Here is a 26,041-nt window from a genome sequence, read left to right as displayed (position 1 = left end):
CCTTTCCGCAACGTCGATGAGAGCCTTGACCAGCCGGAACCTGTCGATCAGGGCCAAAGGTCCCGAGGAACGGCCGCGGAAGGTCCCGGGCTGCGACGGCCGAAAAGAAAGCCTCGACCGGAAACACACAGCGCGTAGCGTGCGAACGTGGATCTGCACACGGTCACCGAAGTGGTCAGCCCCGCCGCGCCCGGCATGTGGCGCCCCGGGGACGCCTGGCTGGGCGGGGGGACAGCGCTCTTCGGCGAGCCGCGCCCATCGATCTCGCGACTGCTCGACCTGCCGTCCGCGGGCTGGCCGCCCATCACAGTGCGTGACGACGGGCTGGAGATCGCGGCGACGTGCACCGTCGCCACGCTCTTCCGGACCCTCGGCACGTACGACGTCGTCGCGCAGTGCTGCCACGCGTTCCTGGCGTCGTTCAAGATCTGGAACGTCGCGACCGTCGGCGGGAACCTGTGCGCCGCGCTCCCGGCCGGGCCGATGATCTCGCTGGGCGCCGCACTGGGCGGGATGTGCCGGCTGCTCGACCCGTCCGGCGGAGAGCGGTTCGTGCCCGTCGCCGGCTTCGTGACGGGCGAGGGGCGGACCGTGCTCCGGGAGGGGGAACTGCTCCGCTCGATCGAGCTGCCGGCGGTGATCCCGCGGACCGCCTTCCGGCGCGGGTCGCTGCATCGGCACGGGCGTTCCGCCGTACTGCTGATCGGCGCTCTTGATCGTGACGGCGCGTTCACGCTGACCGTGACCGCGGCGACGCGCCGGCCGTGGGTCCTGCGATTCGACGAGGTGCCGTCGCCGGAGGGGCTCGATGCGGCCCTGCGGGCGATCGGCCCGTCGGACTACGTCGACGACGTGCACGGGCATCCGGCCTGGCGTGCGCACCTGACCGGGTATTACGCCGAGCAGATCAGGACGGAGCTGAGCCGGTGAGCGTGGAGATCAACGGGACGGCCCACGAGCGTGCGCCGCGGCCCGGCCAGTGCCTGCGCACCTACCTGCGGGAGGAGGGCTGCACCGGGGTCAAGAAGGGCTGCGACGCCGGGGACTGCGGGGCGTGCACCGTGCACGTCGACGGCGAGCCCGTGCACTCGTGCGTCTACCCCGCGTTCCGCGCCCAGGGCCGGTCGGTGACCACGATCGAGGGCCTGGCCTCCCGCTCCGGCGAGCTGCACCCGACGCAGCAGGCGTTCCTGGACGCCCAGGGCTTCCAATGCGGGTTCTGTACGGCGGGTCTGATCATGACGACCGCCGCGCTCACCGACGAGCAGCGCGCCGACCTGCCCCGCTCGCTGAAGGGCAACCTGTGCCGGTGCACCGGGTACCGCGCGATCGGGGACGCCGTCGCCGGGACGTGCAACGTGCGCTCGTCCGGCCCGGCGGTCGGCTCGTCGCTCGGCGCCCCGGCCGGTCCGCAGGTCGTGACCGGGAGCGCGCGGTACACCTTCGACGTGGACGTGCCGGGGGTGCTGCATCTCAAGGTGCTGCGATCGCCGTACGCGCATGCCCGGATCGTCTCCGTGGACACCGCCGACGCCCTGCGGGTGCCGGGAGTCGAGCTGGTCCTGACGCACAAGGACGCGCCGGAGCGGCTCTTCTCGACCGCGCAGCACGAGAACGTGGCCGAGGACCCGGCGGACACCCGGGTGCTCGACGACGTGGTCCGGTTCACCGGGCAGCGGGTGGCCGCGGTCGTCGCCGTCAGCGAGGCGGCCGCCGAGGAGGCCTGCCGGCGGCTGCACGTGCGGTACGAGATCCTGCCGGCCGTGCTCGACCCGAAGTCGGCGCTGGCCGCTGACGCGCCGCTGGTGCACGGGGACAAGCAGGACGACAACCTCGTGGGGGAGTTGCACGCGTCGCTCGGGGACGCCGACGCCGGGTTCGCGGCGGCCGACGAGATCTACGAGGCGACGTTCCGGACCCCGCGGGTGCAGCACGCGGCGCTGGAGACGCACGGGGCCGTCGGCTGGCTGGACGAGGACGGACGGCTGGTCATCCGGTCGAGCACCCAGACGCCGTTCCTGACCCGGCGGGCGGTGGCCTCGCTCTACGACCTGCCGCCGGACCGGGTGCGGGTGCTGGCCGGGCGCGTCGGCGGAGGGTTCGGCGGGAAGCAGGAGATGCTCGCCGAGGACCTCGTCGCGCTGGCCGTGCTGCGCACCGGACGGCCGGTGAAGTGGGAGTTCACCCGGCCGGAGCAGTTCTTCGGCGCGACCACCCGGCATCCGTTCGAGGTGACCGTCAAGGCGGGCGCCGCGCGGGACGGGACGCTCACCGCGATGCAGCTCTCGGTGCTGGTGGACACCGGGGCCTACGGGAATCACGGTGCCTCGGTCATGTTCCACGGGTGCCACGAGTCGGTGGCGGTCTACAAGTGCGCGAACATGCGGACGGATGCCCGGACCGTCTACACCAACACCGTTCCGGCGGGGGCTTTCCGGGGGTACGGGCTGGGACAGGTGACCTTCGCGGTCGAATCGGTGCTGGACGAGCTGTCCCGGAGAATCGGCATGGATCCGGTCCTGTTCCGCGAGCTGAACGTCGTTCGGGACGGGGACGATCTGACCGCGCCGGGTGACCACGTCGACGACCTGGGAATCGCGTCCTACGGGCTGGACCAGTGCCTGGAGAGGATGCGAGCCTGCCGCGACACCGCTGACACAGCGCCCGACGGCTGGCTGGTCGGGGAGGGGATGGCGATCGCGATGATCGCCGCGGGCCCGCCCGGTGGGCACTTCGCCGACGCGACGATCCGGGCGCTGGGCTCGGGACGGTTCGAGCTGTCGGTGGGAACCGCGGAGTTCGGGAACGGGAGCACGACCGTCCACGCCCAGATCGCGGCCGACGAGCTCGGCACCACCCCCGACAAGATCGTGATCCGGCAGTCCGACACCGACGTGGTCCGGCACGACACCGGCGCGTTCGCCTCCACCGGAGTCGTGGTGGCGGGGGAGGCGGTGCTCCGGGCCGCGCGGGACCTGCGCGTCACCGGCGGGGAGGCCGGACACGGGCACTTCGACGGCACGCCGCGGTCGGTGGCGTTCAACGCGCAATGGTTCCGCGTCGCCGTCGACCCGGCCACCGGTGAACTGCGGATCCTGCGCAGCGTGCACAGCGCCGACGCCGGGACCGTCATGAACCCGCTCCAGTTGCGCGGGCAGATCGAGGGCGGCGTGGCGCAGGCGCTCGGCGCGACCCTGAGCGAACACCTCGACCTCGACGCCACCGGTGCGGTCACGACGACGACCTTCCGGCAATACCACCTTCCGACGTACGCGGACACGCCTGCCACCGAGGTCCACTTCGCCGCGACCCGGGACGCGATCGGGCCGCTCGGCGCCAAGTCGATGAGCGAGAGCCCGTACAACCCGGTCGCCCCGGCCCTGGCCAACGCCCTGCGCGACGCCATCGGCCGCCGGATGACCGAGATCCCGTTCACCGCCGACCGCATCTGGCAGGCCATGCATCACCGGTGAGGTCACCTCGTCCGGCCGGAGTCCGCGGGCCGATCTCAGCGGCGCATCGTTCGCGCTCCGGTGAGGCGTCGCAGCAGCTCCGGGTCGCCGCCGACCACCACCGGGTTGCCGACCTGTTCCAGCATCGGCAGGTCGGAGACGTGGTCGCCGTACCCGAAGCACTCCCGCGGATCCACTGACGGGTACCGGGCGAGCACGTCCCGCACGGCGGCGCGCTTGCCCTCGCCGATCACCGGGTCACCGAGGATCTCGCCGGTGAAGCGGCCGCCCGAGACCTCCTGCCGCGTGCACACCAGGCCGCTCGCGCCGACCGCCTCCGCGAGGGGCGCGAGCACCGCCGGGAAGGAGCCCGACACCAGCAGGATCGGCTCGCCCCGCGCTCGGTGGCGGGTCAGCGCCGCCACGGTCGCCGTGACGAAGAAGTCCGGGCTCGCCGCCTGCTCGGCGTACCAGCGGCGGCCCCACCGGTGCACCTCGTCGCTGTGCTGCCCCGCCCACGCCCGGTAGTAGCGGCGGTTCGCGAGCTCCCGTGGTGCGCCGGCGCCGACCAGGTCCTCGAGGTCGCGCCGCACCGCCGTGGCGTGGCGCTCCCCGGCCGGCCCGTCCCGCCGCGCGAAGTAGTAATCCAGGAAGCCGAACATGCTCTTCTGCCTGATCAGCGTCTCGTCCACGTCGCTGAACACCAGGCGCCGGGGCGGCGGCGCGGCTCTCACCACGGCTGCGCGTCGCCCAGCGCGGCGGCGTACGCCTGCGCGGCGGCCGCCGGGTGCAGTGCCGCGTGCCCGGCCACCGTACGGATGTCACGCCAGGCGCGGTGCAGCGGGTGCGGTGCGGCCACCGACGCCATGCCGCCCGCGTCGAGCAGGCGGTCGGCCACCGCCAGCAGAAGCCGGACGGCGGCCGCGGCGTCCCGGCGGTTGCCGGCGGTGGCGAGCTCGCCGGCGGGGCCACGGTCGGCGCGGCGGGCCGCGCGGGCGAGCAGCATGGCGGCCGCCTCGATCTCGGCCGCCGACGACGCCAGGACCATCGCGGCGGCGGGCTGCTCGCCGGCGGACCGGCCGGCCTGGCGCCGCCAGCAGGACAACGCGTGGCGTGCCGCGCCCAGCGCCGGCGCCGCGAGCAGCACACTCCCGGGCAGGTGGGCCGGAACCCGATGGCAGCGGGCCGCGCCCGGCTCGCCGTCGCCCCGCAGGATCGCGGACAGCGGCACGCTGCGGTGCTCCGGCACGAACGTCTCCTCGAGGGACACGCCGTGGCTGCCGGTCCCTCGCAGTCCGAGGCTGTCCCAGTCGTCGGCGACGCGGACGGCGGCACGCGGCACGGCGAACACGCGGACCGTCGCGGCATCCTCCGGCTCGGGCGCGCCGAGCAGCACCCATTCGGACCACTCGACGCCGCTGACGTGGTCCCAGCCGCCGTGCACCGTCCAGCCGCCCGCCGTACGCCGGCAGCCGCCGTCCCGCGGTCGCAGTCCCGCCGCGAGGCGCACGTCCGGGCCGGCCGCCCACACGTCGGCCCGCCCCCGCTCCGGCAGGTAGGAGGCGTACCGGCCGTGCGTCGCCCACAGCGACGTGCACCAGGCCGTGGCGGCGCAGCCGGTCGCCAGCTCGGTGACGGCGGTGAACAGAGCCGCGCACGACCCCTCCCGGCCGCCCCACCGGCGGGGCACGAAGTGCCGCACGAGGCCGGCCGCGGTCACGGCGTCCACCACCTCGGCGGCCAGTCGTCGCCGCCGGTCGGTGTCGGCCGCCCGCGAGGCCGCCAGCGCGGTGGCGGTCAGAACCGCGCCGGTGACCGGAGGTGGTTGCGCGATCACCGTGCGAGTGCGTAAAGAGGCTCGGCCGGTGCGCATGGGCTCCTCCACGGTCGGATGACGGACGACGACGGCCGGCTCAGGCAGCCGACCACACCGAGCGCGTGGTGGCCACCGTCGCCCGGGCCTGCTCGACGTCGACGGTGAGCGGGATCCGGTGGGGCGAACCGGTGTTGCCGTGCGGGGACCGCACGACCAGTGCCGTCGGCTGGTCCAGCTCGATGAAGGTGGTGAACGTCGCGTCGAAGGCGGTGAGCGACCACGCCCGGTCGTCCGCCGGTCCGGCGTGGGCCACGAAGTGACCGATCTGGCGTACCGCTTCCATGAGGCCCATGAGCGGGACGTGGTCCACCGGATGATCGAACAGCGAGGGGTGGCTCTGGTCGAGCAGCAGCCGCCACCCGTCGCCGGCCGGGTCCCGGCCGACGACGACGTCCTTGGCGCGCAGCCGGCCGACGTGCGCCGCGGGCTCCCGCCGCACGGGCGGGACGGGCGGGCCGGCCGGCGCGAAGTCGGTGCGCCGGCGCAGGATCCGGTACTGGCGCTCCCCGAGCACCGCGGCGCTGATGTGCCCACGTCCGCAGACGTGGCCGTCGACCGAGAGCACCACGTCCACCCGGAGCCGGCGGCGGCGCCGGTCGAGCCAGGTCCAGCGCGCGTCCAGCAGGGCCGCCGTGGGCTCGTCCCGCACCAGCAACGGCCCCGTGTCGGTCAGCTCCCACGCGATGTCGCGGCCGGTGAAACGGCTGCCCAGGGGCACGCCCTGATGCCGGTGCGCGAGATAGACCATGGCCTGCCTGATCGTCTCGGCGAACAGCACCGGATCGGTGCCGCCGCCCGCGGTGGGGTGGTAGAACGCATGGTCGCGGGGCCACTGGGCGCCGACGAGGTAATGGTCGTCGCCCTGGACGACCGCGTCGGTGACGAACACCTCGGCGATGGCGGCACGGTGGACCAGCTGCCGGGGAACCGGCTGGTCGAAGGAGAGTCCGGACGAGCGTGCGCCGTCGGCTGTCAGGAGGCGGATCGGCTCGGGCATGTACTGGAACTCCTGTCGGGGCGCAGTATCGACATGGCCGTGGCTGACGCCGTCTCGAAACTAACGTCCTCGCGCGGGCGTTAGCTACGGTGTGCGCGGTTCACACATGTAGCGATTCACGTCGACATTCGAGGGGGTGCGATGGAGCCGTCCGGCACCGGTCGCATGGCGGCGCCGCGGCCTCGCGCGGCGATCGGCAGCCCGAAACAGCAACGGGCCGCGCACACCCGGGCGCAGATCCTCCAGTCGGCCGCCGTCGCCTTCGCGGACAAGGGCTTCCCCCAGGTGACCATGCTGGACGTCGCGCAGTTGGCCGGCGTGACCAAGGGCGCGGTCTACTTCCACTACGCCAACAAGGAGGCGCTGGCCGTGGCGGTAGTGGAGACGTTCTACCGGCGCCTGCAGGAGCTGGTGGCCGAGGCGGACGAGGGCGAGGGCCCGCTCGCCGAGCTCGTCGGCTTCCTGCTGCGACTGTGCGCCGCGTTCCGGCGCGACAAGCTCGTTCAGGCCGGTGCCCGGCTGCAGATCGAGAATGCCCTGATCGGCGTGCCCCTGCCGACGCCTTACCAGGACGTCACCGAGGTCGTGGTGAGCGCGCTGAGCCGGGCGGCCGACCGCGGGGACCTGCCCGGCCGGCCGCCACCCGAGGCGTTCGGCAGGGTGCTGGTCGCCGCGGTCTTCGGCGTGCAGCACATCTCGTGGGTGCTCGCGGACCGGGCCGACCTCGCCGACCGCATGCTGGAGGTGATCCGCGCGCTGCTCCCGGAGGCGATGCCGCACGCCGAGCGCATGGCCGCCCGTCTGAGCTGAGCCGCCGCCGGCCCGAGCTGCGCCGCCGCCCGCTTGAGGTGAGCTGCCGCCCGCCTGAGCTGCGCCGCCGCCCGCCGAGGTCAGGCAGCCGGCGGCCGGACAGCCGGGAAGCCGTGCCGGCGGGCGACCACGACGACCACCAGAACCGGCGCGAGCAGCAGCAGCACGCTGACCGGGAACGAGCCCGCGCCGAGGGTCTCGAGCAGCACACCGCCGATGATCCCGCCCCCGGCCATGGCGACGTTCCAGAGCGTCACCAGCATGGCCTGCGCGGAATCCGCGGCCTCGCCGCCCGCGTCGGCGGCAGCGGTCTGCAGCAGGGTGGGCACACCGCCCCAGCCGAGGCCCCAGAGCGCGGCCGCCACGTAGACGAGAGCGTGGCTTCCGGCCATGGTCGCGAGGATCGCCGCGGCGACCGCGACCAGCAGCACGCTGGCGATGGTCAGCGTGCGCAGCCGGCGGTCGATGTGGGCGCCGGTGAACCAGATGCTCACCAGCGAGACGACGCCGAACGTCAGCAGCACCGCGTCGGTGGCGTCGGCCATGCCGACGTGCTGCAGGAACGTGGAGACGTAGGCGTACAGGACCGTGTGCGCGAGCACGAAGACGAGCGTGACCACCAGCACCGGTACGACCCCGGGAACGGTGAGCGCGCGCAGCATGGGTGCCCGGGCGCCGGCGCGCTGCCCGGCGAAGTCGGGGACGGCGGCGGTGATCCAGGCCAGCAGCACCAGCGTCAGCGCGGTCATCGCGAGGAACGCCGCGCGCCAGCCCAGCGTCTCGCCGACGAAGGCGCCCGCCGGGACACCGAGGGAGAGCGCGACGGGTATGCCGGCCATGGCGACGGCGATCGCCTTGCCCTGCAGGTGCGGCGGTGCCAGCCGGCGGGCGTAGCCGGCGAGCAGGGCCCAGGCGAGCCCGGCCGCCACGCCGGCCAGGAACCGGGCCACCATGGTCAACGCGTAGTGCGAGGACACGGCGGTGATCGTGTTGGCGACGGCGAACGCGGCCATCGCGGTGAGCAGCAGGCGTTTGCGCTGCCAGCCGGCGGTCGCGGCGGTCAGCGGGATGGCCGTCAGAGCGGTGCCGAGGGCGTAGATGGTCACGGCCTGGCCGGTGGCCGACTCGCTGACGTGCAGACTGCCGCTCATCGCGGGCAGGACGCCGGCGGGCAGCGTCTCGGTGAGACTGGTGATGAACACCGCGGTGGTCAGTGCGAGCAGCGCGGACATCGGCAGCTTCGCGGATCGTTCCGGTGCCGGCGACTGCGGGGTCGCTCTGGTGCTTTCCGTTGCCATGCCCGGTATGCTCAAACGCTCACATAGGTGTGAAGGTCAATCCGCGCTCAGGTGAGGTGGATCACATGCGAATCGGTGAGCTTTCCGCTCGAACCGGTACATCGCGCAGGCTGTTGCGGTACTACGAGGAGCAGGGTCTCATCGTCTCGCAGCGGTGCGCGAACGGCTACCGTTCCTACGACGAGAGGCTCGCCGACCGCGTGCTGCAGATCCGCGGGCTGCTCGACGCCGGTCTGCCGACCCGCGTGATCAAGCAGATCCTGCCGTGCCTCGACAAGCCGCGCGTCATCGTGTTCTCCGATGCGACCCCGGAGATCATCGACACGCTCGGCCAGGAGCTGGACCGGATGAACCGGCGCATCGACGCCCTGGTGCGCAACCGCAACGCCGTCGCGGAGTACCTGGCGGAGGTCAGCGCACACACCCGTCGCGCGCCGGGTGCGCTGCCGCCGCCGGTCCCGGTGCCCGCCGTTCACGAGACCATCACCTCTCGTTGACATTTCCCGCTCCCCCTTCCTGTGCTGTTCACGGGCTTGATCGCCAGCGACCTGCGGTGACGCCAGGCCCGGATGGCGGCCGTTCGACCTGGTGAGAGCCCGACTTCTCAAACCGTGCCGCCGGGCCCGTGAATCTGACCTTCGCGAAGGTATTTTTCTTTCGGACACTTTGGGTACTCCGAAAGTCGCACACGGTGAGGATGTGGGTTGATGGCTGCCTCGATGCGCAGCGCGACGATCGATGCCGCAAGCGGCCAGTCGTTCGTCGAGGAGGTGTTCCGGCCGTTGCCCCGGGCGGACCAGCGCCACTGGGCCCGGACCTACCTTCGTGGACTGCTGAGCGCCCCGCACCGGGCCAGTCCCGGGCAACTCGCCGCCGCCCAGTCGCTTCCCGCCGCCACCGCTCATCGACTGCACCAGTTCGTCAACGCGAGCACCTGGGCCTGGGAGCCGGTGCGGCAGGCGCTCGCCCGGCACATCTGCTCCCGTACGACGCCGTCCGCCTGGGCGGTCACCGAACTGTTCATCCCGAGGCGGGGCCACAGTACGGTCGGCGTGCACACCACGGTGGACGGCGCCTCCGGGCGCAAGGTGCGGGGGCAGAGCGTTCTCGGCCTGTTCCTCTGCACCGAGGCGGGCAGCTTCCCGGTGAGCTGGCGGCTGCTGTTGCGTGACGCCTGGGCCGAGGATCGGCAGCGCCGGTTGCGGGCCCGGATCCCCCGCGACGTGACGGCCCGGCCGCGCTGGGCGCACCTGATGGAGTTCGTCGGTGAGGTCTCCCGGGGCCGCCTGCCCGCGCTGCCGTGGATCCTCACCTTGCCGCTGGCGCCGGCCGACGTCACCGGCGTGCTGGGGGCGCTGTCCCGCCGCCGCGTCGACGTGGTCTGCGAGACGAGTCCCGAGCAGCAGGTGTACGCCGTGAAGGGCCCCGCCGGCGCGATGAGCGTGGGCGCCCTGCTCAACCGCGAGCGTGCCCGCTCGGTGCCGGTATTCCTGAGCGCACGCGGTTCGCTGCCGGTCGAACCCCGGCGGTACCAGGCGATGTGGTGGCCGGGGGCGCCGGACGGCCGGGGATCCGCGCGGTGTGCCCTGACCAATCTCGGGCCGCGGCACGCCGGGCGCGTGCTGGCCGGCGCGGACGAGTGCTTCCGCGACGCCGCGGCCAGGATGAGCCGGCAGCTCGGCGTCGACGACTTCCGGGGGAGGTCGTTTCCCGGGTGGCATCACCACATGACGATGGCCGCGGCGGCACATGCCTTCCAGCGATTGGCGGATTGAGGCGTGTTCTGAAGTTCACGAACGCCTTGACACTCCCGCACCTGAATCGCCGTTTCTCACGTCAATCTCGAGGTGGAACCGTTGTGCCCGATGCGACGAAAGTGCTCGTTGTTGCGCAGCCAGCAGCCGCGGCGGCATTCGCCAAGGACGTCAACAGAAGACGCTATGTCATTCGCACCGCGGGCAGCGGGGCGGAGGCCCTGAACGGCCACCGGGACGTCGATTTGATTGTTCTCGGCCTGGAATTGCCGGACATCGACGGGCTCGAGGTCTGCCGTTCCATTCGCGCGGAAGGCGGCACCGCGATCATCGCCTGGGCCGGGCAGGGCGACGAGCTCGAACGCATTCTCGCGCTGAAGGCGGGCGCGGACGACTGCATCACCGCCGCCTGCGGGTGGCGCGAGTTCGTCGCCCGGGTCGAGGCCGTGATGCGACGGGTCCGGGCCCGGCCGGCCGTTCCCGAGACGATTTCGCTGCCACCGCTGCGCCTGGACCGGGTCACGCGGGATGTCCGGCTGCGTGATCAGGGCATCGACGTCACGTCGAAGGAGTTCGACCTGCTGTACACGCTGGCCGCCAACGCCGGGAAGGTGGTGTCCCGCCGGGAGCTGATGACCACGGTCTGGGGCGATCAGTGGGCCACGACGAGCCGGACCATCGACACGCACGTCAGCAGCCTGCGCGCGAAGCTCGGATGCGGGCAGTGGATCGTCACCGTGCGCGGGGTGGGCTACCAGTTCGGGCGTGGCTGCGACGAGCCGGCGGCCACGGCGGACGGCGTCGCCAGCCGGCGCAGCAGCGGATGATCCGCCTCCTTGCCCAGCACTCGCAGGGCCCACCAGGCGGCGGCCAGATTGGAACTCAGCAGCACCTGGTCGGTGTGCTCCGCCAGCGCCCGCATGGCCGGCAGCGTCGCCATCCCGGTGCCGGTGAACAGCAGCGCCGCGTCGTCGTCCAGTCGATGCCGGCCGACCTGGGCGAGGATGTCCGCGGTGGTCACCCGGTACGGGTCGAACCGGTCTCCCGCCGGCACCCGCACGACGCCCGCCACGTCGAGTCCCGCCTGCCGCCAGAACGTGCGCGACGTCTCGGTCAGCCACGGCTCGTACGGCGACACGAGCGTCAGCCGTCGGACGTCCAGCGCCTCGCAGGCGGCCAGGATCGCCTGCGTCGAGGATTGCACCGGGAATCCGGTGTGCCGGCTCAGCCGGTCGCAGAACGCCCGATCGCCGTGCGGCGAGAGCAGGTAGTGCGAGGCGCTGCAGGCCACCACCGCGGCGTCCAGGCGCATCCCGCCGAACTGGGCCAGGGTCCCCGGCAGCGCCTCGTTCCAGGACTCGAGCGTGGCGTGCAACCCGTTCGCGGCGGTGGCCGGGAACCGCGCCGCGTAGACGTGCGCGGCGGATCCGGCGAGCCGGTTGAACTCCGGCTCGGCAGTGGGATTCTCCGGCGGCACGACGACACCCAAGCGGGGCATTGCGATGAAATCCACTCTTCGTTCTCCATTCGTACCAGCCGATGTGTTGTCAGGTTATCGGTGAATCGTGGGCGAGCGGGTGTTCCTTGCATTCATTGTCCGCTTCCGGCGGTGGCTGAGGTTTCTTGACAATCCCTGACGTTCGTTTCGTTGACGTGGTCGCCGAATGCGGGAGAGAGTCGTTGAAGCCCCTTCCGCCAAGGAGAGAAGACGGTAATGCCCGAACAATTGCCGCACATTTCGGATGCGACATTGCGTGACTCCGCGCACATGGCCGGCGTCGAATTCAGCCCGAAGGACGCCGCGTACATCGCCGGCCTGCTCGTGCGCACCGGTGTCGAGCTGGTCGAGGTAGGCATGATCTCCGGGCCGTCGTCCAAGGACGAGGACCTCATCGAGGCGGTCCACGACGCCGTCGGCCCGGAACGCAGCCTGTCCCTGGTCGTCGTGCGCGACCGGCAGCAGGTGGAGACGGCGCTGGACGAGGCGCGGCGGCTGGGCGTCCGGTCGGTGATGCTGTCCATCCCGACCTCCGCCCGGCACGCCGAGCTCAAGCTGGGCTCGCCGAGCCTGAAGCTGCTGACCGTGGTGGCGCGCGCGGCCATCGGGGCGGCCAAGGACCGCGGGTTCCACGTCACGTTCAGCGGCGAGGACGGCGCCCGGACGCCGCGCGAGCGGCTGATCCCGTACGTCACCGAAGGCTTCGCGGCCGGAGCCGATCGCTTCCGGCTCGCCGAGACGGTCGCCTCGCTCTCGCCGTGGCAGATGGAGGAGGTGGTCGCCGGCCTCACCGCCATCGAGGGATCCGAGATCGAGATCCACTCACATCACATGCTGGGCATGGCGGTGGCCAACTCGCTGGCCGCCTACCGCGCCGGGGCGACGTGGATCTCCGCGACCGTGGGCGGGATCGGCGAGCGCGGCGGCAACGCCCCGCTCGCCGAGCTGCTTACCGCCCTGCGGGTCATCCACGACGATCGCCGTTTCGACCTCTCTGGCCTCACCGAGTTGTCCCGGGTCGCGCTCGAGGGCGCGCGGCTCGGCGACGCGTTCCAGCCGGGGCCCACGTCGCCGCAGGCGTACGCCTACGAGCTCGCGGGGCAACTGCTGCATCCCGACGCCTACGAGACCCTGCCGGCCGAAGAGGTGGGCAACAAGCGCGACCTGCGCGTACGGACCCGCGTCACGCCGGCCCTGGTGCAGTGGGCCCTCGCCGACTCGGGCGTCAGCGTCGACGCCGACGCGTTCACGTCCTGGCTGACCGCGCGCCAGCACCAGGCCGGTGCGCCGGCCTTGGACCGCGATGCGGTCCGCGCCGCCGCCGCCGCATTCCAGTCGCTCTGATTCCACAGGAGAACATCATGTCCACGACCGTCCTCACCGGCGTCTGCCCCGAGTGCGAGACCGACCTGACGACGCCACCGATCGTGCCCGGCGAAACGCTGTCCTGCCCCGAGTGCCTGCTCACGCTCCGGGTGGACGACATCGACGACGGCCGTCTGCGGCTGCGGATGGTCGAGGTCACGCTGCGCGACTGGGGCCAGTGATGCGCCACGTCGCCCTCGTCGCCGACCGCATCGGCTGGGAGGAGCGCCGGCTCATCGCGGCGGCCGGCGCGCACGACCTGCGCTTGAGCTGGGTCGACGACGGCGCGCTGTGTCTGGGCGCGCCGGCCGCGCCCGCCCTGGGCGACTTCGACGCCGTGATGATCCGCAGCCGCAGCTACACCCGGGGCGGCCTGATCGCCACCGCCGCCGAGGCGGCGCGCGTCCCCGTCCTCAACACGGCCGCCGCCATCCATGCCTGCGAGAACAAGCTGTCGCTGCGTGCGTTGCTGCGCGCCGCTGATCTGCCGGTGCCGGACTTCCGTCTGGTGCTGTCCCGGGCGGACTTCGCCGCCGCGCTGGCGGAGCTGCCGCTGCCGCTGGTGCTCAAGCCGGTGTTCGGCGGCATGGGCAAACGGGTCACGCTGCTGCGCGACGCCGACACCGCCCAGTCGGTCTACGACTACGTCGAGGACCTGGGACACGGCTTCGAGCAGGCGGCGCTGGTGGAGCCGTTCCTCGACGGCGGATCGTCCGTCCGCTGTTTCGTGGCCGGGCGGCAGCTGGTCGCGTCGGCGAGCTTCCGCAGCGCGGGCGGCGACTGGCGCAGCAACGCCGCGCTCGGCAACCGCCACCGCCGCGTCGCGCAGGGACCCGAGATCAGCAAGATCGTGGACGCCGTGGTGGACGTGCTCGGCGAAGGCATCTACGGCATCGACCTGTTCGAGACGCCGGACGGTTTCGTCGTCAACGAGGTCAATCACGCACCGGCGTTCCGGGCCGTCGCCGACACCAGCGAACTGGACATCCCGACGGCCGTCGTCCGCTACCTGCAGGAGGTGACCTCATGATCCGCGTCGGGGTGATCGGCGCCGCCGGGCTCGCCGGCGGAGAGCTGATCCGGCTGATCTCACAGCACCCGGAGTTGAAGCTGACGTTCCTCGGCGGTTCGTCGCACGTCGGGCAGCGCCCGGCCGAGCTGCATCCCGGTCTGCGCTTCGACCTCGGCCTCGCGGTCGAGCCGGTGCCCGACGACCTGGGCAGCCGCTGCGACGTGGTGCTGCTGGCCACGCCCGCCCCCGTGTCCGCGCGGCTGGTGGCGCGACTTGCCGACACCGTGCCGTGCCTGATCGATCTCAGCGGCGCGTTCCGCATCCGCGACCCCGAGCTGCACCACCGGTGGTATCCCGATGTGCCGCGGCCCGACGGGCTGGCCGACCGGTTCGTCTACGGCGCACCGGAACTCGTCGGCGACCAGCTGCCCGGCGCGGCGCTGATCTCGCTGCCCGGCTGTTACGCCACGGCCATCACGCTCGGGCTGGCCCCGTTGGTGTTCGGGTTGGGGCTGACCCTGCGCACGGTCGTGATCGACGGCAAGAGCGGCTCCAGCGGCGGTGGACTGCAGTTGCGCACCGCCGACCTGCACGCGTTGCGGCACGGCGCCATCGCGCCGTACGCGCCGACCGGGCACCGGCACTCGGCTGAGGTCAGCGACTTCCTGGACCGCGGGAAACCCGGGCGCGTCGGCAGAGTCGCGATGTCCGCGTACGGCGTCGCGCAGGTGCGGGGGCTGCTTGCCAGCTGCTACGTCTTCACCGACGACGACGTGGACACGCGCCTGTTGCAGCGCACTTACGTACGGTTCTACGCCGGCCACCCGTTCGTCCGGGTCCGCCGTCACGCCGAGACGCTCATCCCGGTGCCCGACCCGCAGGCGGTGCTCGGGTCCAACTACTGCGACGTGACCGCGATGCACGACCCCGACGGCGGCCGCATCGTCGTGCTGGCAGCGCTGGACAACCTCGTCAAGGGCGCGGCCGGCCAGGCGGTGCAGGCGCTGAACAAACGCTTTTCGCTGCCGGAGCAGACGGGGCTGACGATGCAGCCGCTGATGCCGGCATGAGCGCCGGCGCCCCGCTGGTGGTCAAGCTCGGCGGCTCCACCGCGCACGCGATGCCGGACGCCTGGTGGGACGACCTCGCCGCGCACGCCGCGGACCGCCCGCTCATCCTCGTGCACGGCTGGTCCAAGCCGCTCAGGCAGCTCAGGCCGCAGTATGCGCTGCCGTCAGCGGTCCTGCGCGACCGTTACGGCAACCAGAGCCGGTGGACGACGCCCGAGGTGATCGCGGACATCAAGACGGTCAGCCGCACGCTCGCCGGGCAGGTCGGCGCGCTGCTGGACGGCCGGGGGATCGGGCACACGCACGTGTTCGGCAGCGACGGCCTGGTCGCCGCCGGCGCCGGCGAACGCTGGTGGTGGCAGGGCAAGCAGCTGGTCGAGCTGGACAACCTGGTCGGGCCGATCACGACGGTCACTCCGGGCGCGGTGACGCCGCCGCGGCCGGGTCACTGCCACGTGGTGACGCCGCTGGCGCTCGACCCGGCCGGCCGCGAGGTGAACACGGACGCCGACCGGGCCGCCGCCGCTGTCGCGGGCGCTTTCGGGTCTCCCGCGCTCGTGCTCGTCACCGACGTCGACCACCTGCTGATCGACGGAAGGCCGGTGGCCCGGATCGGCGCCGGGGCCGCCGCGGACTTCCGCGACCGGGGCGCCACCGGCGGGATGCGCAAGAAGTTGCGGGCCGCCGGCGAGGCGCTGGACCGCGGCGTCGACAAGGTCGTCATCGGCAGCGCGCCGGTCTCCGAGCTGCTCGCCGAGCGTGTCGGCACGGTTCTCACCCGCAGCGGGCGAAAGGAGCAGGTCTCATGGCGCCACCTCGAGTTCTCGTGATCAACAACGGCACGCTGTCGCTGCCGCAGCTGCGGCAGCGGCTCGAAGCGCTGGGCTGCGTGACCGACGCCGTGGACGTCGCCTCGGCCCCCGGCCGGGTCGATTCCCGCTACCGGGCGGTGGTTCTGAGCGGGACGAAGGTGCGCGCCCACGACCAGGACCACTACCGGCCGCTGATCGACCTGGTGATGACCACCGACGTGCCCGTGTTCGGCATCTGCGGCGGCATGCAGATCATCGCGGTCGCCAACGGCGCGCGGCTGACGCCCGGCTCGCAGCGCGTCGGCGGGTACGAGGTCCAGGTCGACGTGCAGGACCCGCTGTTCGCCTACGTCAAGCCGACCGTGACCGTTTTCCACCGGCACACCCTGTACGTGCGGGCCGCGCCGGAAGGGTTCCGCGCCATCGGCCGGTCCGAACCGGCGCCGGTGGAGTTCCTGCGCTCGGACGACGGCCGGATCTACGGATCGCAGGCGCACCTCGAGTTCCGCCGCGACGGGATGGAGATCCTGCGCGGCTTCACCCGGCTGTTCCAGTGAACATCGATCGAAGGGTAGTGGCATGAGTTCTCCGGAAAGCGCCGAGCCGGCGTTCGTCGTCTCCCTCAACGGCAGCGGCGGCCCGCTGCGCGGCTGGGTCGTGGTGGACACGCTCGTCGACGGGCTGGCCATGGGCGGCGTCCGCATGACCGCGAACGTCACCGAGAACGAGGTGCGCGGCCTCGCCCACGGCATGACCGAGAAGTTCGTGCTCGCCGGTCTGCGCATCGGCGGTGCCAAGGGCGGCATCGTCTCCGAGGGCGGCACCGGCTCGGACGGGCAGGACCGGGAGCGGACGTTCCGCACGTTCGGCCGGACCGTGAAACCGCTGCTGCACGGCGGCATCCATCTCGGCATCGACCTGGGCGTGACCCCCGCCGACCGGGCGGTGTTCTTCGCCGAGGCCGGCTACGACCCCCGCCACCGCGCCGGTGTCGCCGACATCCCGATGGACTGGCGCACCTACTACGAGCCTCTGGTGGACTGCACCGGCCACGGCGTCGGCGTGGCTGCCGTCACCGCCCTGCAGAGCGCGCGTCGCGGCGGCGCCGCGCGCGTCGTCATCCAGGGTTTCGGCACGGTGGGCCGCGCGGTCGCCCGGTTCCTCGAGGACCGCGGCCACCACATCGTCGCGGTGGCCGACGTGCACGGCACCGTCAAGGCCGACCGGCTGCCGGTCGCCGACCTGATCGCGGTCACCGACGAGCTCGGGCGCATCGACCGGACCCGGCTGCCGCAGCACGTCACCGTGTCCGCCGAACCGGACGGCTGGCTGGACGTCGACGCGGACCTGCTCGTGCTGGCCGCGAACAAGGACGCGTTGCACGCCGACAACGCGCCACGCCTGCGGGCACCGCTGGTCGTCGAGGGCGGCAATCTCTGCTCCACCGTCGAGGCGCGGCAGAAGGTGTCCGCGGCCGGCGGCACGCTCATCCCGGACGTCGTGGCGAACGTCGGCGGAGCCGCTGCCGCGGCCCTGGCCGTCACCCGCACCGTGCCGTTCGAGCTGCCCGCGGAGGAGCGTAAGCGGTGGGTGTTCGACTGGGTGGCCGGCCGCGTCCGGCGCAACACCACCGACCTGCTGGAGATCGCCGGGGCCAGCGCCGGGGACCCGCTGCCCGAGCTGCTCGCGGCCCGGCGCCAGGAGCTGCGGTGACCGCGCCGGCCGGCGTCGTGCCGGATGCCGCGAGCGCGGCCGAGTACCGCCGGCGCGGGTGGTGGCGCGACGCCACCTTCCTCGACGACCTGCGCCGTCAGGCACGCGAACGGCCACACCGGCTCGCCGTCGCGGGGCGGCGCGTTGCCGCCGCGCACACCGACACCCTGGACTACGGCGAGCTGGCGCGGCTCACCGAGCGCTTCGCGGAGGCGCTGCACGCGCTGGACGTGCGTCGCGGCGAGGTCGTGGCCGTCCAGCTTCCGAACCGCTGGGAGATGGTGCCGCTCATCTTCGCCTGCATCCGGGCCGGCGCGCTCATCTGCCCGATCTCCCCGATCTGCCCGCCCGCCGAGCTGCGCCACCGGCTGGAGCTGACCGAGGCCAAGGTGGTCGTCACGGTGCCGGAGTGGTCCGGCGAGCCGCTGGCGTCGATCGCGAAGACCGTGGTGGACGACCTGCCCGCACCGGCCCACGTCGTCGTGGTCGACCGGGCGGACCAGGACGGCACGCTGGGGTTCGCCGGGCACTTCGTCGACGTCGCCCGGGAGGAGGACCCCCGGCTTCCCGAGTCGCGGCAGCTGGGCGCGGACGATCCGTTCGCCGTGCTGTTCACGTCCGGCACCACCGGCGAGTCGAAAGGCGTGGTGCACAGCCAGAACACCATCCACTCGGCGATCCGCGGCTACGTCGACGCGCTCGGCCTGGCCGGCGACTTCGTGGCGGCCGTCTCCACGCCGCTGTGCCACTACTCGGGGTTCGCGCAGGGCATCCTCGCCGGCGTGCTGGTCGGCGGCACGGTCGCGTTCCAGGACGAGCGCCGCAACGAGGTGCTGCTGGATCTGGTCACGCGCTACGGGGCCACGTTGCTGTACGGCCCGCCCGCGACCGTCTCCGACGTCTGTGCCTCGCAGCGCGCGCATCCGCGGGACACGCGGACGCTGCGGCACGTGGTGGTGGGCTCGGCGCCCGTGCTGCAGAGCCTCGTGGACGACATTCGTGACACGCTCGGCGCCCGCACCTACTCGCTGTGGGGCATGACCGAGAACGGCCCGGTCACGTTCACCCGGCCCGAGGAGCCGGACGACCACGCGGCGCGCAGCAACGGGCGCCCCATCGACGCCATGCGGATACGCATCGAACCGCTCGACGGCGTGGACCACGGTGTGGGCCGGCTCCACGTACGCGGTGCGTCGCTGTCGCCCGGATACCACCGGCGCGCGGACCTGTACGCGGCGGAGTTCAGCGCGGACGGCTGGTTCGACACCGGTGACCTGGCGCGCGACGACGGGCACGGCGGCATCCGCATCCTCGGCCGTGCTCGCGACGCGATCGTGCGCTCCGGCGCCGTGGCGCCGGTGACCGAGCTGGAGGCGGTCATCGGCGGTCACCCCGCGCTGCGCGAGGCGGCCGTGCTGGAGGTGCCCGGCATCCCGGGCGGCGCCGTCGTCGCCGTGGTGGTCCCCCGCCGCGCGGCCCGGCCGGCGCTCGACGAGATCCGGGCGCTCGTGGTGGCGGCCGGCCACGACCCCCGTTTCCTGCCGGAGCGCGTCGAGTACGTGGACGCGCTGCCGAAGACGCTGACCGGCAAGGTACGCAAGGCCGAGCTGCGCCGGCGCTACGCCGTCCCGGCCGGCGCGGGGGCGGTGTGAACGTGGCCGGGCCCGCGACCGTCACCATGTCGGCCACGCTGGCCGCCGACGAGGCGCTGGCCCGCCGCCGCCGTGCCGGCGAACAGGTGATCACCATGACCAGCGGCGAGATCGGCCTGCCGGTCCATCCCGTACTGCGGCGCGTGCTGGCCGAGTCGGCCGGGCAGAACGCGTACGGGCCCGTGGCGGGCGGCAGCGCGCTGCGGGAGGCGGCCGCCGGCTACTGGCGCCGGCGCGGCCTCGACACCGATCCGGGTCTGGTGGTGGCCGGGCCGGGCAGCAAACCGCTGCTCTTCGCCCTGCTGCTGGCCATCGGCGGCGACACGGTGGTGCCGGTCCCCGGCTGGGTCAGCTACGCGGCGCAGGCGCGCCTGGCCGGTGGTCAGCCCATCGGCGTGCCGATCCGTCCGGGCGAGGGCGGCGTGCCCGACCCGGTGGCGCTGCGCGAGGTGGTGACGCGGGCCCGGGCCGCCGGCCGTGATCCGCGCTGCGTGGTCGTCACCGTGCCGGACAACCCGACCGGCACGGTGGCGCACGACGGCACACTCCGCGAGCTCGGCGAGGCGGCCCGGGAGCTCGGCCTGGTGATCGTCTCCGACGAGATCTACGGCGACCTGGTCTTCGACGCGGCGGCGCCGGCCGTCTCGCCGGCCCGGTTCGCGCCGGAGCGCACCGTCACGACGACCGGCCTCACCAAGAACCTCGCGCTCGGCGGGTGGCGCACCGGGGTGGCCCGGCTGCCCGCCAACGACCTCGGTCGCGACCTGCGTACGGCGCTCGTCGGGGTCGCCAGCCAGATCTGGTCCAGCCCGGCGGCACCGGTGCAGTCGGCGGCCGCGTACGCGTTCAGCGAGCCCTCGGAGCTCACCGCGCACCTGGGTGCCAGCCGCCGCCTGCACGAGGCGGTGATCCGTGCCGTGGCCGGGAGGCTCGTCGCCGCGGGCGCGCTGCTGGCGCCGGTGCGCGCCACCTGTTACCTCTACCCGGACCTGGAACCGCTGCGGGCGCGGATCGCCCGCCGGCACGACGTGCACACCGGCGACGGCCTGACCCGCCTGTTGCTCGACCGTTACGGGATCGGCGTGCTGCCGGCGAGCGCGTTCGGCGAGCGGGCCGAGCCGCTGCGGCTCCGGCTGGCGACCAGCCGGTTGTACGGCGACACCGACGAGCAGCGCTGGGCCGCGCTCGCCGCCGACGACCCGCCGAGCCTGCCCTGGATCCGGTCCGTCGTGGACCGGATCGAAGAAGTCGTCGCCGACCTTGCCGGGCCGGCCGATCCGTACCCCCGCTGAAAGGGCGAACGCATGTCCATCCTGTTCCAGAGCGAGTACCGGGGCGAGCACCACGTGGGCTTCGCCGTCCCGGCCGAGGGCGACGACGTCACCCTGCACCGGGTCTCGCGGCAGCGTCTGTACGACGCGATCCTGGCGTCGGGCGACCTGCCGGCGCTGCCCGCGATCCTGGCCGAGGGCGCGCCGACCGTGACGGTGCCCGCGGATGATCCCGGGCTGCGCCTGTTCCCGCCGCTGCTGCCGGGCGCCGAGGACCGTGCGCTGGTCAGCGGCTTCATGGGTACGCACAAGTCCAAGCCGGCCGAGTTCGACCCGCCCAAATGGTTCTTCAAGGGTCTCGGGCCGTGGCTGCGGCTGCCCGGTGAGACGCTGGCCGTGCCGGCGGCGCCGGTCGCGCTGATCGAGGAGCCGGAGGTGGTACTGGTCTATCTCAACGATGACGCGGGCGTGCCGCACTACGCCGGATACACGTTCGGCAACGACCTGTGCGACATCGGCCTGCACCGGCGGGATCCGGGCTACAACCCGTACTGCAAGCTGTGCGACACGGCGATCGCGCCGTGGCTGTTCCTCGGCGAGCCGCCGCGCACCGTCACCGGGCGCACGACCATCGAGCGCGACGGGGTGTCGGCCTGGGAGGGCGACTTCGACTGCGGCGCCGACTCGCTGCACCATCGTGTCGCCGACATGACCGGCAACCTGTTCACCTACCCCGCGCTGCTCCGCCCCGGGCTGGTCAACTACCTGCTGCTCGGCGCGGACAAGGCGAGCTTCCACGACGGCTTCCGCATCGCCGACGGCGACCGCATCCACATCGACGTCAAGACCCACGGCGTGCGCCTGTCCAATCAGGTCCGGTTCCACGCCGGCACCGCCGGCGTCTGAGTGTCCGAGCGGCCGCCCCGCGTGTGTGCCGGGCGGCCGCGCCGAGAACAGGAGAAACCCCGCCGTGCACCTAGCAGCACAACTGCCGGGCATCCACAACGTGACCGTCTGGTCGGATCCGCGGTCGCGGAGTCAGATCGGGTGGGAATCCTTCGCCCACCTCGCGCGGACCGCCGAACGCGGCAAGTTCGACTTCTTCTTCCTCGCCGAGGGGTTGCGACTGCGCGAGCACAAAGGCCGCATCTACGAGTTGGACGTCGCCGGACGGCCCGAGTCGCTCACCGTGCTGTCCGCGCTGGCCGCGATCACCACGCACCTGGGCCTCGCCGCGACCGTCAACGCCACCTTCAACGAGCCGTACGAGGTCGCCCGCCGGCTGGCGAGCCTGGACCTGCTCAGCGGCGGGCGCGCCGCCTGGAACGTGGTGACCAGCTTCGACGCCTTCACCGGCGAGAACTTCCGGCGCGGCGGCTTCCTCGACGAGGCGCAGCGCTACCAGCGGGCCGAGGAGTTCCTGGGGGTGGCGCGCCGGTTGTGGGACAGCCTCAGCCTGGCGGACCTACCCGCGGACCAGGCGACGGGGGAGTTCGTCCGTCCTGGCGCGGGCACCTTCGCGCACCAGGGGCAGCATTTCGACATCGCCGGCCGGTTCACCACCCCGGCGGGGCCGCAGGGCCACCCGGTCGTCATCCAGGCGGGGGAGTCCCCGCAGGGCCGTGAGTTCGCCGCGGCGCAAGCCGACGTCATCTTCAGCAAGTACAACCGCCTGCCCGAGGCCAGAGCGTTCTACCAGGACGTGAAGGGACGACTGGCCCGCTACGGGCGCGGCGCGGCTGACCTCAAGATCATCCCGACCGCGACCTGTGTCGTCGCCGACACCGACGCCGAAGCGGCCGAACTGGCCGGGGAGATCACCCGGGCACAGGTCAGCCCGCAGACGGCCATCGCGCACCTGGAGGCGGTGTGGGGCCGCGACCTGTCCGGATACGACCCCGACGGCCCCCTGCCGCAGGTCGACCCGCTGCCCGCCAACCAGCTGCTGCAAGGCCACTCCGTCTTCCGCGGCGACCGCGCGAAGGTCGCCCGCCGCTGGCGCGAGATCGCCGAGGACCGGGGCCTGAGCATCCGGGAACTGGTCATCGCGGTCGGCGACGGGCAGACGTTCGTCGGCAGCCCGGCCACCGTGGCCACCGCGATGCGGCACTTCGTGAGTACGGGTGGCGCCGACGGCTTCGTGCTGGTGCCGCACACCACGCCGGGCGGTCTCGACGACGTGGTCGACCGCGTCGTGCCGCTGCTGCAGGAGAGCGGCGCCTTCCGCGCCGACTACGAGGGAACCACGCTGCGCGAGCACCTCGGGCTCGCGCAGCGGCACACCGCCCGGGAGGCGATCCGATGATGCACCTCGCCGTAGCGCTCGACGGCCTCGGCTGGCACCCGGCGGCGTGGCGCACCACCACCGTCCGCCCCGGCGCCGTGTTCTCGGCGGAATACTGGATCGAGCTCGCGGCGGAGGCCGAACGGGGCACGCTCGACTTCGTCACGATCGAGGACGCGCTCGGCCCGCAGTCCGCCGCGTTCCACCTGCCCGACGAGCGGACCGACCAGCTGCGCGGCAGCGTGGACGCCGTGCTCCTCGCGGCCCGGATCGCGCCGCGGACCACGGCCGTCGGACTGGTGCCGACCACCGACGTCACGCACACGGAACCGTTCCACGTCGCCATCGGCATCGCCACGCTGGACCATGTCAGCAACGGCCGCGCCGGCTGGCGGCCGCGCATCTCGTCACGCGCGGCCGACGCCCGGCACTTCGGACGGCGTACGACCCCGCAGCTGACCGACGAGGACGTGCGGGACCCGGAGTCGATCGCCCGCCGGATGAGCCCGCTGTTCGACGAGGCCGCCGACGTGGTGGAGGTCGCGCGCCGGCTCTGGGACAGCTGGGAGGACGACGCGGAGATCCGCGACACCGCCACCGGACGTTTCCTCGACGCCGCCCGCGTGCACCACATCGACTTCCGGGGGGAGCACTTCGCGGTCAAGGGCCCGTCCATCACGCCGCGGCCGCCGCAGGGCCAGCCCGTGGTGACCAGTCTCGCGCACGCGTCCCGGCCGTACACGTTCGCGGCGCAGGCCTCCGACGTCGTCTTCCTCACCCCGCACACCCGTGACCAGGTGGTTGCCACGAGCGCACAGGTGCGGCGGGCGTGCGCCGCGCAGGCCCGCCCGGCCGGGCAGCCGCTGCGCACGTTCGCCGACCTGGTGGTGTTCCTCGACGATGACGCGGGCCGCGCCCGGCGGCGCAAACAGCGGCTGGACGAGCTCGACGGCGCGCCGCTGGGCTCCGACGCGAAGATCTTCGTGGGTACGCCGGAGGAACTGGCCGACCTGCTGCTGGACTGGCATGCCGCCGGCCTGGACGGGTTCCGTTTGCGCCCGGGCGTCCTGCCGCACGACCTCTGGTCGATCACCCGTGGCCTGGTGCCCGAGTTGCGCCGGCGCGGCGCGTTCCGGACCGCGTACGAGTCGTCCACGCTGCGCGGCCACCTCGGCCTGAGCCGCCCCGCCAACCGCTATGCCGGGTCCCGTGCGGGAAGGCGCTAGCGGGGCGGGCGGGTAGCGGGGTGATCGGGCCGATCGCCGGAACACGGTGGTTTCCTTGCGGGGCGTTTGCGATTAGATTGCGGGAAACGTGATCGACGTTCCTGGATGGCTGCCATGGCGGATCTTGTCCTTGCGGAACAGTTCCAGATCGTGACCGACCCCGTCGCGGACTCCGTGGCGCTGTCGGCGATCTTCGCGGTCCTGTCGCTGCTGACGTTGTTCCTGCTGCTCGGGGTGTTCCGGGTCCGCGCCTGGCTGGCGGGCGTGATCTCGCTGGTGGTGGCGCTGATCGTGGCGATCACCGTGTACGCGATGCCGGTCGGCCAGGCCCTGCTGTCCGCTTCGGAGGGTGCCGCGTTCGGGTTCTTCCCGATCCTGTGGATCGTGATCAACGCTATCTGGGTCTACAACCTGACCGTCGTGAGCGGCCATTTCGACGTGCTGCGGCGGTCGATGGAACGGGTCAGCCCGGACATGCGGATCCAGGCGATCATCGTGGCGTTCTGTTTCGGGGCGCTGCTGGAGGCGCTCGCCGGGTTCGGCACGCCGGTCGCGGTCACCGTGGTGATGCTGATGGCGCTCGGGTTCCCGCCGATCCGGGCCGCGTCGGTGGCGTTGATCGCAAACACCGCGCCGGTCGCGTTCGGGGCCCTGGCGACGCCGATCACCACGCTCGGGACGGTGACCGCGGGTGCTGCGAGCGACCCGCGGCTGAACGCCGACACGCTCGGGGCCATGGTCGGGCGGCAGACGCCGATCCTGGCGGTGGTCGTGCCGCTCGTGCTGGTCGCCGTGGTGGACGGTCGCCGTGGCGTCCGGCAGACCTGGCCGGCCGCTCTCGTCGCGGGGTTCGTCTTCGGGGCCGCGCAGTTCGTGGCGTCGAACTACATCTCGGTCCCGCTGACCGACATCATCGCGTCGCTGGCGGCGGCCGCGGCGGTGGTCCTGCTCCTGCGGGTGTGGCAGCCGGTGGAGACTCCGGATCTCGCGCTCACCGATGCGGGGCCGTCCACCGAGCCCGCCACCGGAACCGTGCCTGCCTCCGGCGGGGGCGCCACGACTGCTGTGCGGCGGGACGCTCCGGTCGAGGTTGCCCGGGCCTACGCCCCGTACCTCATCATCATCGTGATCTTCGCGATCGCGAATCTGGGCCCGATCAAGGACGCGCTCGCGCACGAACCCTGGACGGTCGTCTTCACGTGGCCGGGCCTCGACGTGCTCGGCGCGAACGGGAAGCCGCTGTCCTCGACGAACTTCACCTTCGGCTGGCTGCCGGCGGCCGGCACGCTGATGATCATCGCGGGGGTGCTCACCGCGATCGTGCTGCGGATCCGTCCGGGCGCGGCGCTGAAGGCATACGGCCGGACCTACGCGGAGCTGCGCCAGCCGATCGTCACCGTGATGGCGGTGCTCGCGCTCGCCTACGTGCTCAACCAGTCCGGCCAGACGAACACGCTCGGCGCGTTCCTGGCCACGGCCGGCAGCGTCTTTGTCTTCCTCTCGTCGATCCTCGGCTGGATCGGCGTCGCCGTGACCGGCTCGGACACGTCGTCGAACGCGCTCTTCGGCGCCCTGCAGGTGCAGACCGCCGCGAAGGCCGGCCTGGATCCGGTGCTGCTCGCCGCGGCGAACTCGTCCGGCGGCGTGCTCGGCAAGATGATCAGCCCGCAGAACCTGGCGATCGCGGCCGGCGCTGTCGGCATGGCCGGTCGCGAGGGTGACATCTTCCGCAAGGTGGTGCTCTGGAGCGGGATTCTGCTGCTCTTCATGTGCGTCCTGGTGACGTTGCAGGGCACGCCGGTGCTCGGCTGGATGATCCCGTCAACACCCTGAAGATCCGATTTGGCGTACGGCCGCAGCGGCCGCACGTGAATTCGCGTTCTGTGCCAGGTCGGCACCCGTGGGACTGAACCCGACTGCGCCGCGAACGGTAGCCATGGGAGAAGTAAAC

24 protein-coding genes are annotated in these 26,041 nt (G+C 72.6%); 19 read left to right on the top strand and 5 right to left on the bottom strand.

Going from position 1 to position 26,041, the window contains the following annotated elements:
• Positions 1-147: 147 nt before the first annotated feature.
• Both Acy02nite_RS14145 and Acy02nite_RS14140 read left to right on the top strand, forming a co-directional pair.
• The gene (locus tag Acy02nite_RS14145) at positions 148-930 is read left to right on the top strand and encodes an FAD binding domain-containing protein (RefSeq protein WP_203740695.1); all 783 of its coding nucleotides are present in this window, start codon (positions 148-150) and stop codon (positions 928-930) included.
• On the top strand, positions 927-3,473 hold the full coding sequence (locus Acy02nite_RS14140; RefSeq protein WP_239174771.1) for a molybdopterin-dependent oxidoreductase: 2,547 nt from the start codon (positions 927-929) through the stop codon (positions 3,471-3,473). The genes Acy02nite_RS14145 and Acy02nite_RS14140 overlap by 4 nt, the downstream gene beginning before the upstream one ends.
• A gap of 35 nt (positions 3,474-3,508) precedes the next feature.
• On the opposite strand, the gene Acy02nite_RS14135 is transcribed toward Acy02nite_RS14140, so the two are convergent.
• From Acy02nite_RS14135 to Acy02nite_RS14125, 3 genes are read right to left on the bottom strand one after another with little or no spacing between them, the layout of a single operon-like run.
• Positions 3,509-4,186, bottom strand: coding sequence for an HAD family hydrolase (locus Acy02nite_RS14135; protein ID WP_239174769.1), 678 nt, complete (start codon positions 4,184-4,186; stop codon positions 3,509-3,511).
• Complete coding sequence (locus Acy02nite_RS14130; RefSeq protein ID WP_203740693.1) at positions 4,183-5,325, bottom strand: acyl-CoA dehydrogenase family protein; 1,143 nt, start codon at positions 5,323-5,325, stop codon at positions 4,183-4,185. Before Acy02nite_RS14130 ends, Acy02nite_RS14135 begins: the two co-directional genes overlap by 4 nt.
• 40 nt (positions 5,326-5,365) lie before the next feature.
• On the bottom strand, positions 5,366-6,325 hold the full coding sequence (locus Acy02nite_RS14125; RefSeq protein WP_203740692.1) for a ScbA/BarX family gamma-butyrolactone biosynthesis protein: 960 nt from the start codon (positions 6,323-6,325) through the stop codon (positions 5,366-5,368).
• Between the two features lie 141 nt (positions 6,326-6,466).
• Here Acy02nite_RS14125 and Acy02nite_RS14120 point away from each other — a divergent pair, with 141 nt between their 5' ends.
• Positions 6,467-7,135 (top strand): ScbR family autoregulator-binding transcription factor, encoded by a 669-nt coding sequence (locus tag Acy02nite_RS14120; protein WP_203740691.1) that lies wholly within the window; start codon positions 6,467-6,469, stop codon positions 7,133-7,135.
• An 80-nt stretch (positions 7,136-7,215) separates the two neighbouring features.
• Here the strand turns inward: Acy02nite_RS14120 and Acy02nite_RS14115 are convergent, their stop codons facing one another.
• Entirely contained in the window at positions 7,216-8,433 is a 1,218-nt protein-coding gene (locus Acy02nite_RS14115) for an MFS transporter (protein WP_203740690.1), read from the bottom strand.
• Between the two features lie 65 nt (positions 8,434-8,498).
• Here Acy02nite_RS14115 and Acy02nite_RS14110 point away from each other — a divergent pair, with 65 nt between their 5' ends.
• The 3 genes from Acy02nite_RS14110 to Acy02nite_RS14100 all read left to right on the top strand — a co-directional run bounded on the left by Acy02nite_RS14110 (position 8,499) and on the right by Acy02nite_RS14100 (position 11,014).
• A complete protein-coding gene (locus tag Acy02nite_RS14110; protein WP_203740689.1) occupies positions 8,499-8,930 on the top strand; it encodes a MerR family transcriptional regulator in 432 nt (143 codons plus the stop codon).
• Between the two features lie 210 nt (positions 8,931-9,140).
• Complete coding sequence (locus Acy02nite_RS46505; protein ID WP_203740688.1) at positions 9,141-10,208, top strand: IS701 family transposase; 1,068 nt, start codon at positions 9,141-9,143, stop codon at positions 10,206-10,208.
• Positions 10,148-11,014 carry a response regulator transcription factor gene (locus tag Acy02nite_RS14100; RefSeq protein ID WP_425548276.1) on the top strand — a complete coding sequence of 289 codons (867 nt, stop codon included), beginning with the start codon at positions 10,148-10,150 and terminating at the stop codon, positions 11,012-11,014. The genes Acy02nite_RS46505 and Acy02nite_RS14100 overlap by 61 nt, the downstream gene beginning before the upstream one ends.
• Here Acy02nite_RS14100 and Acy02nite_RS14095 read toward each other — a convergent pair.
• Positions 10,939-11,700: a maleate cis-trans isomerase family protein gene (locus Acy02nite_RS14095; protein WP_203740684.1), complete on the bottom strand. Its 762-nt coding sequence runs from the start codon at positions 11,698-11,700 to the stop codon at positions 10,939-10,941. The two genes, Acy02nite_RS14100 and Acy02nite_RS14095, sit on opposite strands and share 76 nt — an antisense overlap.
• A gap of 201 nt (positions 11,701-11,901) precedes the next feature.
• Between Acy02nite_RS14095 and Acy02nite_RS14090 the strand changes: the two genes are divergently transcribed.
• From Acy02nite_RS14090 to Acy02nite_RS14030, 13 genes are all read left to right on the top strand, one after another.
• The gene (locus tag Acy02nite_RS14090; RefSeq protein WP_203740682.1) at positions 11,902-13,029 is read left to right on the top strand and encodes a hydroxymethylglutaryl-CoA lyase-like TIM-barrel protein; all 1,128 of its coding nucleotides are present in this window, start codon (positions 11,902-11,904) and stop codon (positions 13,027-13,029) included.
• A 17-nt stretch (positions 13,030-13,046) separates the two neighbouring features.
• Positions 13,047-13,232 carry a hypothetical protein gene (locus Acy02nite_RS14085; protein WP_203740680.1) on the top strand — a complete coding sequence of 62 codons (186 nt, stop codon included), beginning with the start codon at positions 13,047-13,049 and terminating at the stop codon, positions 13,230-13,232.
• Positions 13,232-14,080 (top strand): ATP-grasp domain-containing protein, encoded by an 849-nt coding sequence (locus Acy02nite_RS14080; RefSeq protein ID WP_203740678.1) that lies wholly within the window; start codon positions 13,232-13,234, stop codon positions 14,078-14,080. Before Acy02nite_RS14085 ends, Acy02nite_RS14080 begins: the two co-directional genes overlap by 1 nt.
• Positions 14,077-15,132 (top strand): N-acetyl-gamma-glutamyl-phosphate reductase, encoded by a 1,056-nt coding sequence (gene argC / locus Acy02nite_RS14075; protein ID WP_203740676.1) that lies wholly within the window; start codon positions 14,077-14,079, stop codon positions 15,130-15,132. The genes Acy02nite_RS14080 and argC overlap by 4 nt, the downstream gene beginning before the upstream one ends.
• Entirely contained in the window at positions 15,129-15,962 is an 834-nt protein-coding gene (locus Acy02nite_RS14070; RefSeq protein WP_203740674.1) for an amino acid kinase family protein, read from the top strand. Before argC ends, Acy02nite_RS14070 begins: the two co-directional genes overlap by 4 nt.
• The gene (locus tag Acy02nite_RS14065; protein ID WP_203740672.1) at positions 15,938-16,501 is read left to right on the top strand and encodes a type 1 glutamine amidotransferase; all 564 of its coding nucleotides are present in this window, start codon (positions 15,938-15,940) and stop codon (positions 16,499-16,501) included. The genes Acy02nite_RS14070 and Acy02nite_RS14065 overlap by 25 nt, the downstream gene beginning before the upstream one ends.
• A gap of 22 nt (positions 16,502-16,523) precedes the next feature.
• On the top strand, positions 16,524-17,657 hold the full coding sequence (locus Acy02nite_RS14060; protein WP_203740670.1) for a Glu/Leu/Phe/Val dehydrogenase dimerization domain-containing protein: 1,134 nt from the start codon (positions 16,524-16,526) through the stop codon (positions 17,655-17,657).
• On the top strand, positions 17,654-19,309 hold the full coding sequence (locus tag Acy02nite_RS14055) for an AMP-binding protein (RefSeq protein ID WP_203740668.1): 1,656 nt from the start codon (positions 17,654-17,656) through the stop codon (positions 19,307-19,309). The genes Acy02nite_RS14060 and Acy02nite_RS14055 overlap by 4 nt, the downstream gene beginning before the upstream one ends.
• Before the next feature lie 2 nt (positions 19,310-19,311).
• Positions 19,312-20,601 (top strand): pyridoxal phosphate-dependent aminotransferase, encoded by a 1,290-nt coding sequence (locus tag Acy02nite_RS14050; protein ID WP_203740666.1) that lies wholly within the window; start codon positions 19,312-19,314, stop codon positions 20,599-20,601.
• A gap of 12 nt (positions 20,602-20,613) precedes the next feature.
• The gene (locus Acy02nite_RS14045) at positions 20,614-21,486 is read left to right on the top strand and encodes a hypothetical protein (protein WP_203740664.1); all 873 of its coding nucleotides are present in this window, start codon (positions 20,614-20,616) and stop codon (positions 21,484-21,486) included.
• A 64-nt stretch (positions 21,487-21,550) separates the two neighbouring features.
• The gene (locus Acy02nite_RS14040; protein WP_203740662.1) at positions 21,551-22,885 is read left to right on the top strand and encodes an NtaA/DmoA family FMN-dependent monooxygenase; all 1,335 of its coding nucleotides are present in this window, start codon (positions 21,551-21,553) and stop codon (positions 22,883-22,885) included.
• Positions 22,882-24,090: an LLM class flavin-dependent oxidoreductase gene (locus Acy02nite_RS14035; protein ID WP_203740660.1), complete on the top strand. Its 1,209-nt coding sequence runs from the start codon at positions 22,882-22,884 to the stop codon at positions 24,088-24,090. The genes Acy02nite_RS14040 and Acy02nite_RS14035 overlap by 4 nt, the downstream gene beginning before the upstream one ends.
• Before the next feature lie 114 nt (positions 24,091-24,204).
• On the top strand, positions 24,205-25,923 hold the full coding sequence (locus tag Acy02nite_RS14030) for an L-lactate permease (protein ID WP_203740658.1): 1,719 nt from the start codon (positions 24,205-24,207) through the stop codon (positions 25,921-25,923).
• Positions 25,924-26,041 lie beyond the last annotated feature (118 nt).

Source organism: Actinoplanes cyaneus, assembly GCF_016862095.1.
In the GTDB taxonomy this organism is placed as follows: Bacteria; Actinomycetota; Actinomycetes; order Mycobacteriales; family Micromonosporaceae; genus Actinoplanes; species Actinoplanes cyaneus.
The sequence above is the reverse complement of the archived record's forward strand: the minus strand, read 5'-3'. Positions and strand labels throughout refer to the sequence as shown.

What these genes read in the sequence shown, in the direction of transcription:
- Acy02nite_RS14130 (WP_203740693.1), bottom strand. Translation starts at nt 5,325, where the DNA reads ATGCGCACCGGCCGAGCCTCTTTACGCACTCGCACGGTGATCGCGCAA.
- Acy02nite_RS14125 (WP_203740692.1), bottom strand. Translation starts at nt 6,325, where the DNA reads ATGCCCGAGCCGATCCGCCTCCTGACAGCCGACGGCGCACGCTCGTCC.
- Acy02nite_RS14120 (WP_203740691.1), top strand. Translation starts at nt 6,467, where the DNA reads ATGGAGCCGTCCGGCACCGGTCGCATGGCGGCGCCGCGGCCTCGCGCG.
- Acy02nite_RS14115 (WP_203740690.1), bottom strand. Translation starts at nt 8,433, where the DNA reads ATGGCAACGGAAAGCACCAGAGCGACCCCGCAGTCGCCGGCACCGGAA.
- Acy02nite_RS14110 (WP_203740689.1), top strand. Translation starts at nt 8,499, where the DNA reads ATGCGAATCGGTGAGCTTTCCGCTCGAACCGGTACATCGCGCAGGCTG.
- Acy02nite_RS46505 (WP_203740688.1), top strand. Translation starts at nt 9,141, where the DNA reads ATGGCTGCCTCGATGCGCAGCGCGACGATCGATGCCGCAAGCGGCCAG.
- Acy02nite_RS14090 (WP_203740682.1), top strand. Translation starts at nt 11,902, where the DNA reads ATGCCCGAACAATTGCCGCACATTTCGGATGCGACATTGCGTGACTCC.
- Acy02nite_RS14085 (WP_203740680.1), top strand. Translation starts at nt 13,047, where the DNA reads ATGTCCACGACCGTCCTCACCGGCGTCTGCCCCGAGTGCGAGACCGAC.
- Acy02nite_RS14080 (WP_203740678.1), top strand. Translation starts at nt 13,232, where the DNA reads ATGCGCCACGTCGCCCTCGTCGCCGACCGCATCGGCTGGGAGGAGCGC.
- argC (WP_203740676.1), top strand. Translation starts at nt 14,077, where the DNA reads ATGATCCGCGTCGGGGTGATCGGCGCCGCCGGGCTCGCCGGCGGAGAG.
- Acy02nite_RS14070 (WP_203740674.1), top strand. Translation starts at nt 15,129, where the DNA reads ATGAGCGCCGGCGCCCCGCTGGTGGTCAAGCTCGGCGGCTCCACCGCG.
- Acy02nite_RS14065 (WP_203740672.1), top strand. Translation starts at nt 15,938, where the DNA reads ATGGCGCCACCTCGAGTTCTCGTGATCAACAACGGCACGCTGTCGCTG.
- Acy02nite_RS14060 (WP_203740670.1), top strand. Translation starts at nt 16,524, where the DNA reads ATGAGTTCTCCGGAAAGCGCCGAGCCGGCGTTCGTCGTCTCCCTCAAC.
- Acy02nite_RS14045 (WP_203740664.1), top strand. Translation starts at nt 20,614, where the DNA reads ATGTCCATCCTGTTCCAGAGCGAGTACCGGGGCGAGCACCACGTGGGC.
- Acy02nite_RS14035 (WP_203740660.1), top strand. Translation starts at nt 22,882, where the DNA reads ATGATGCACCTCGCCGTAGCGCTCGACGGCCTCGGCTGGCACCCGGCG.
- Acy02nite_RS14030 (WP_203740658.1), top strand. Translation starts at nt 24,205, where the DNA reads ATGGCGGATCTTGTCCTTGCGGAACAGTTCCAGATCGTGACCGACCCC.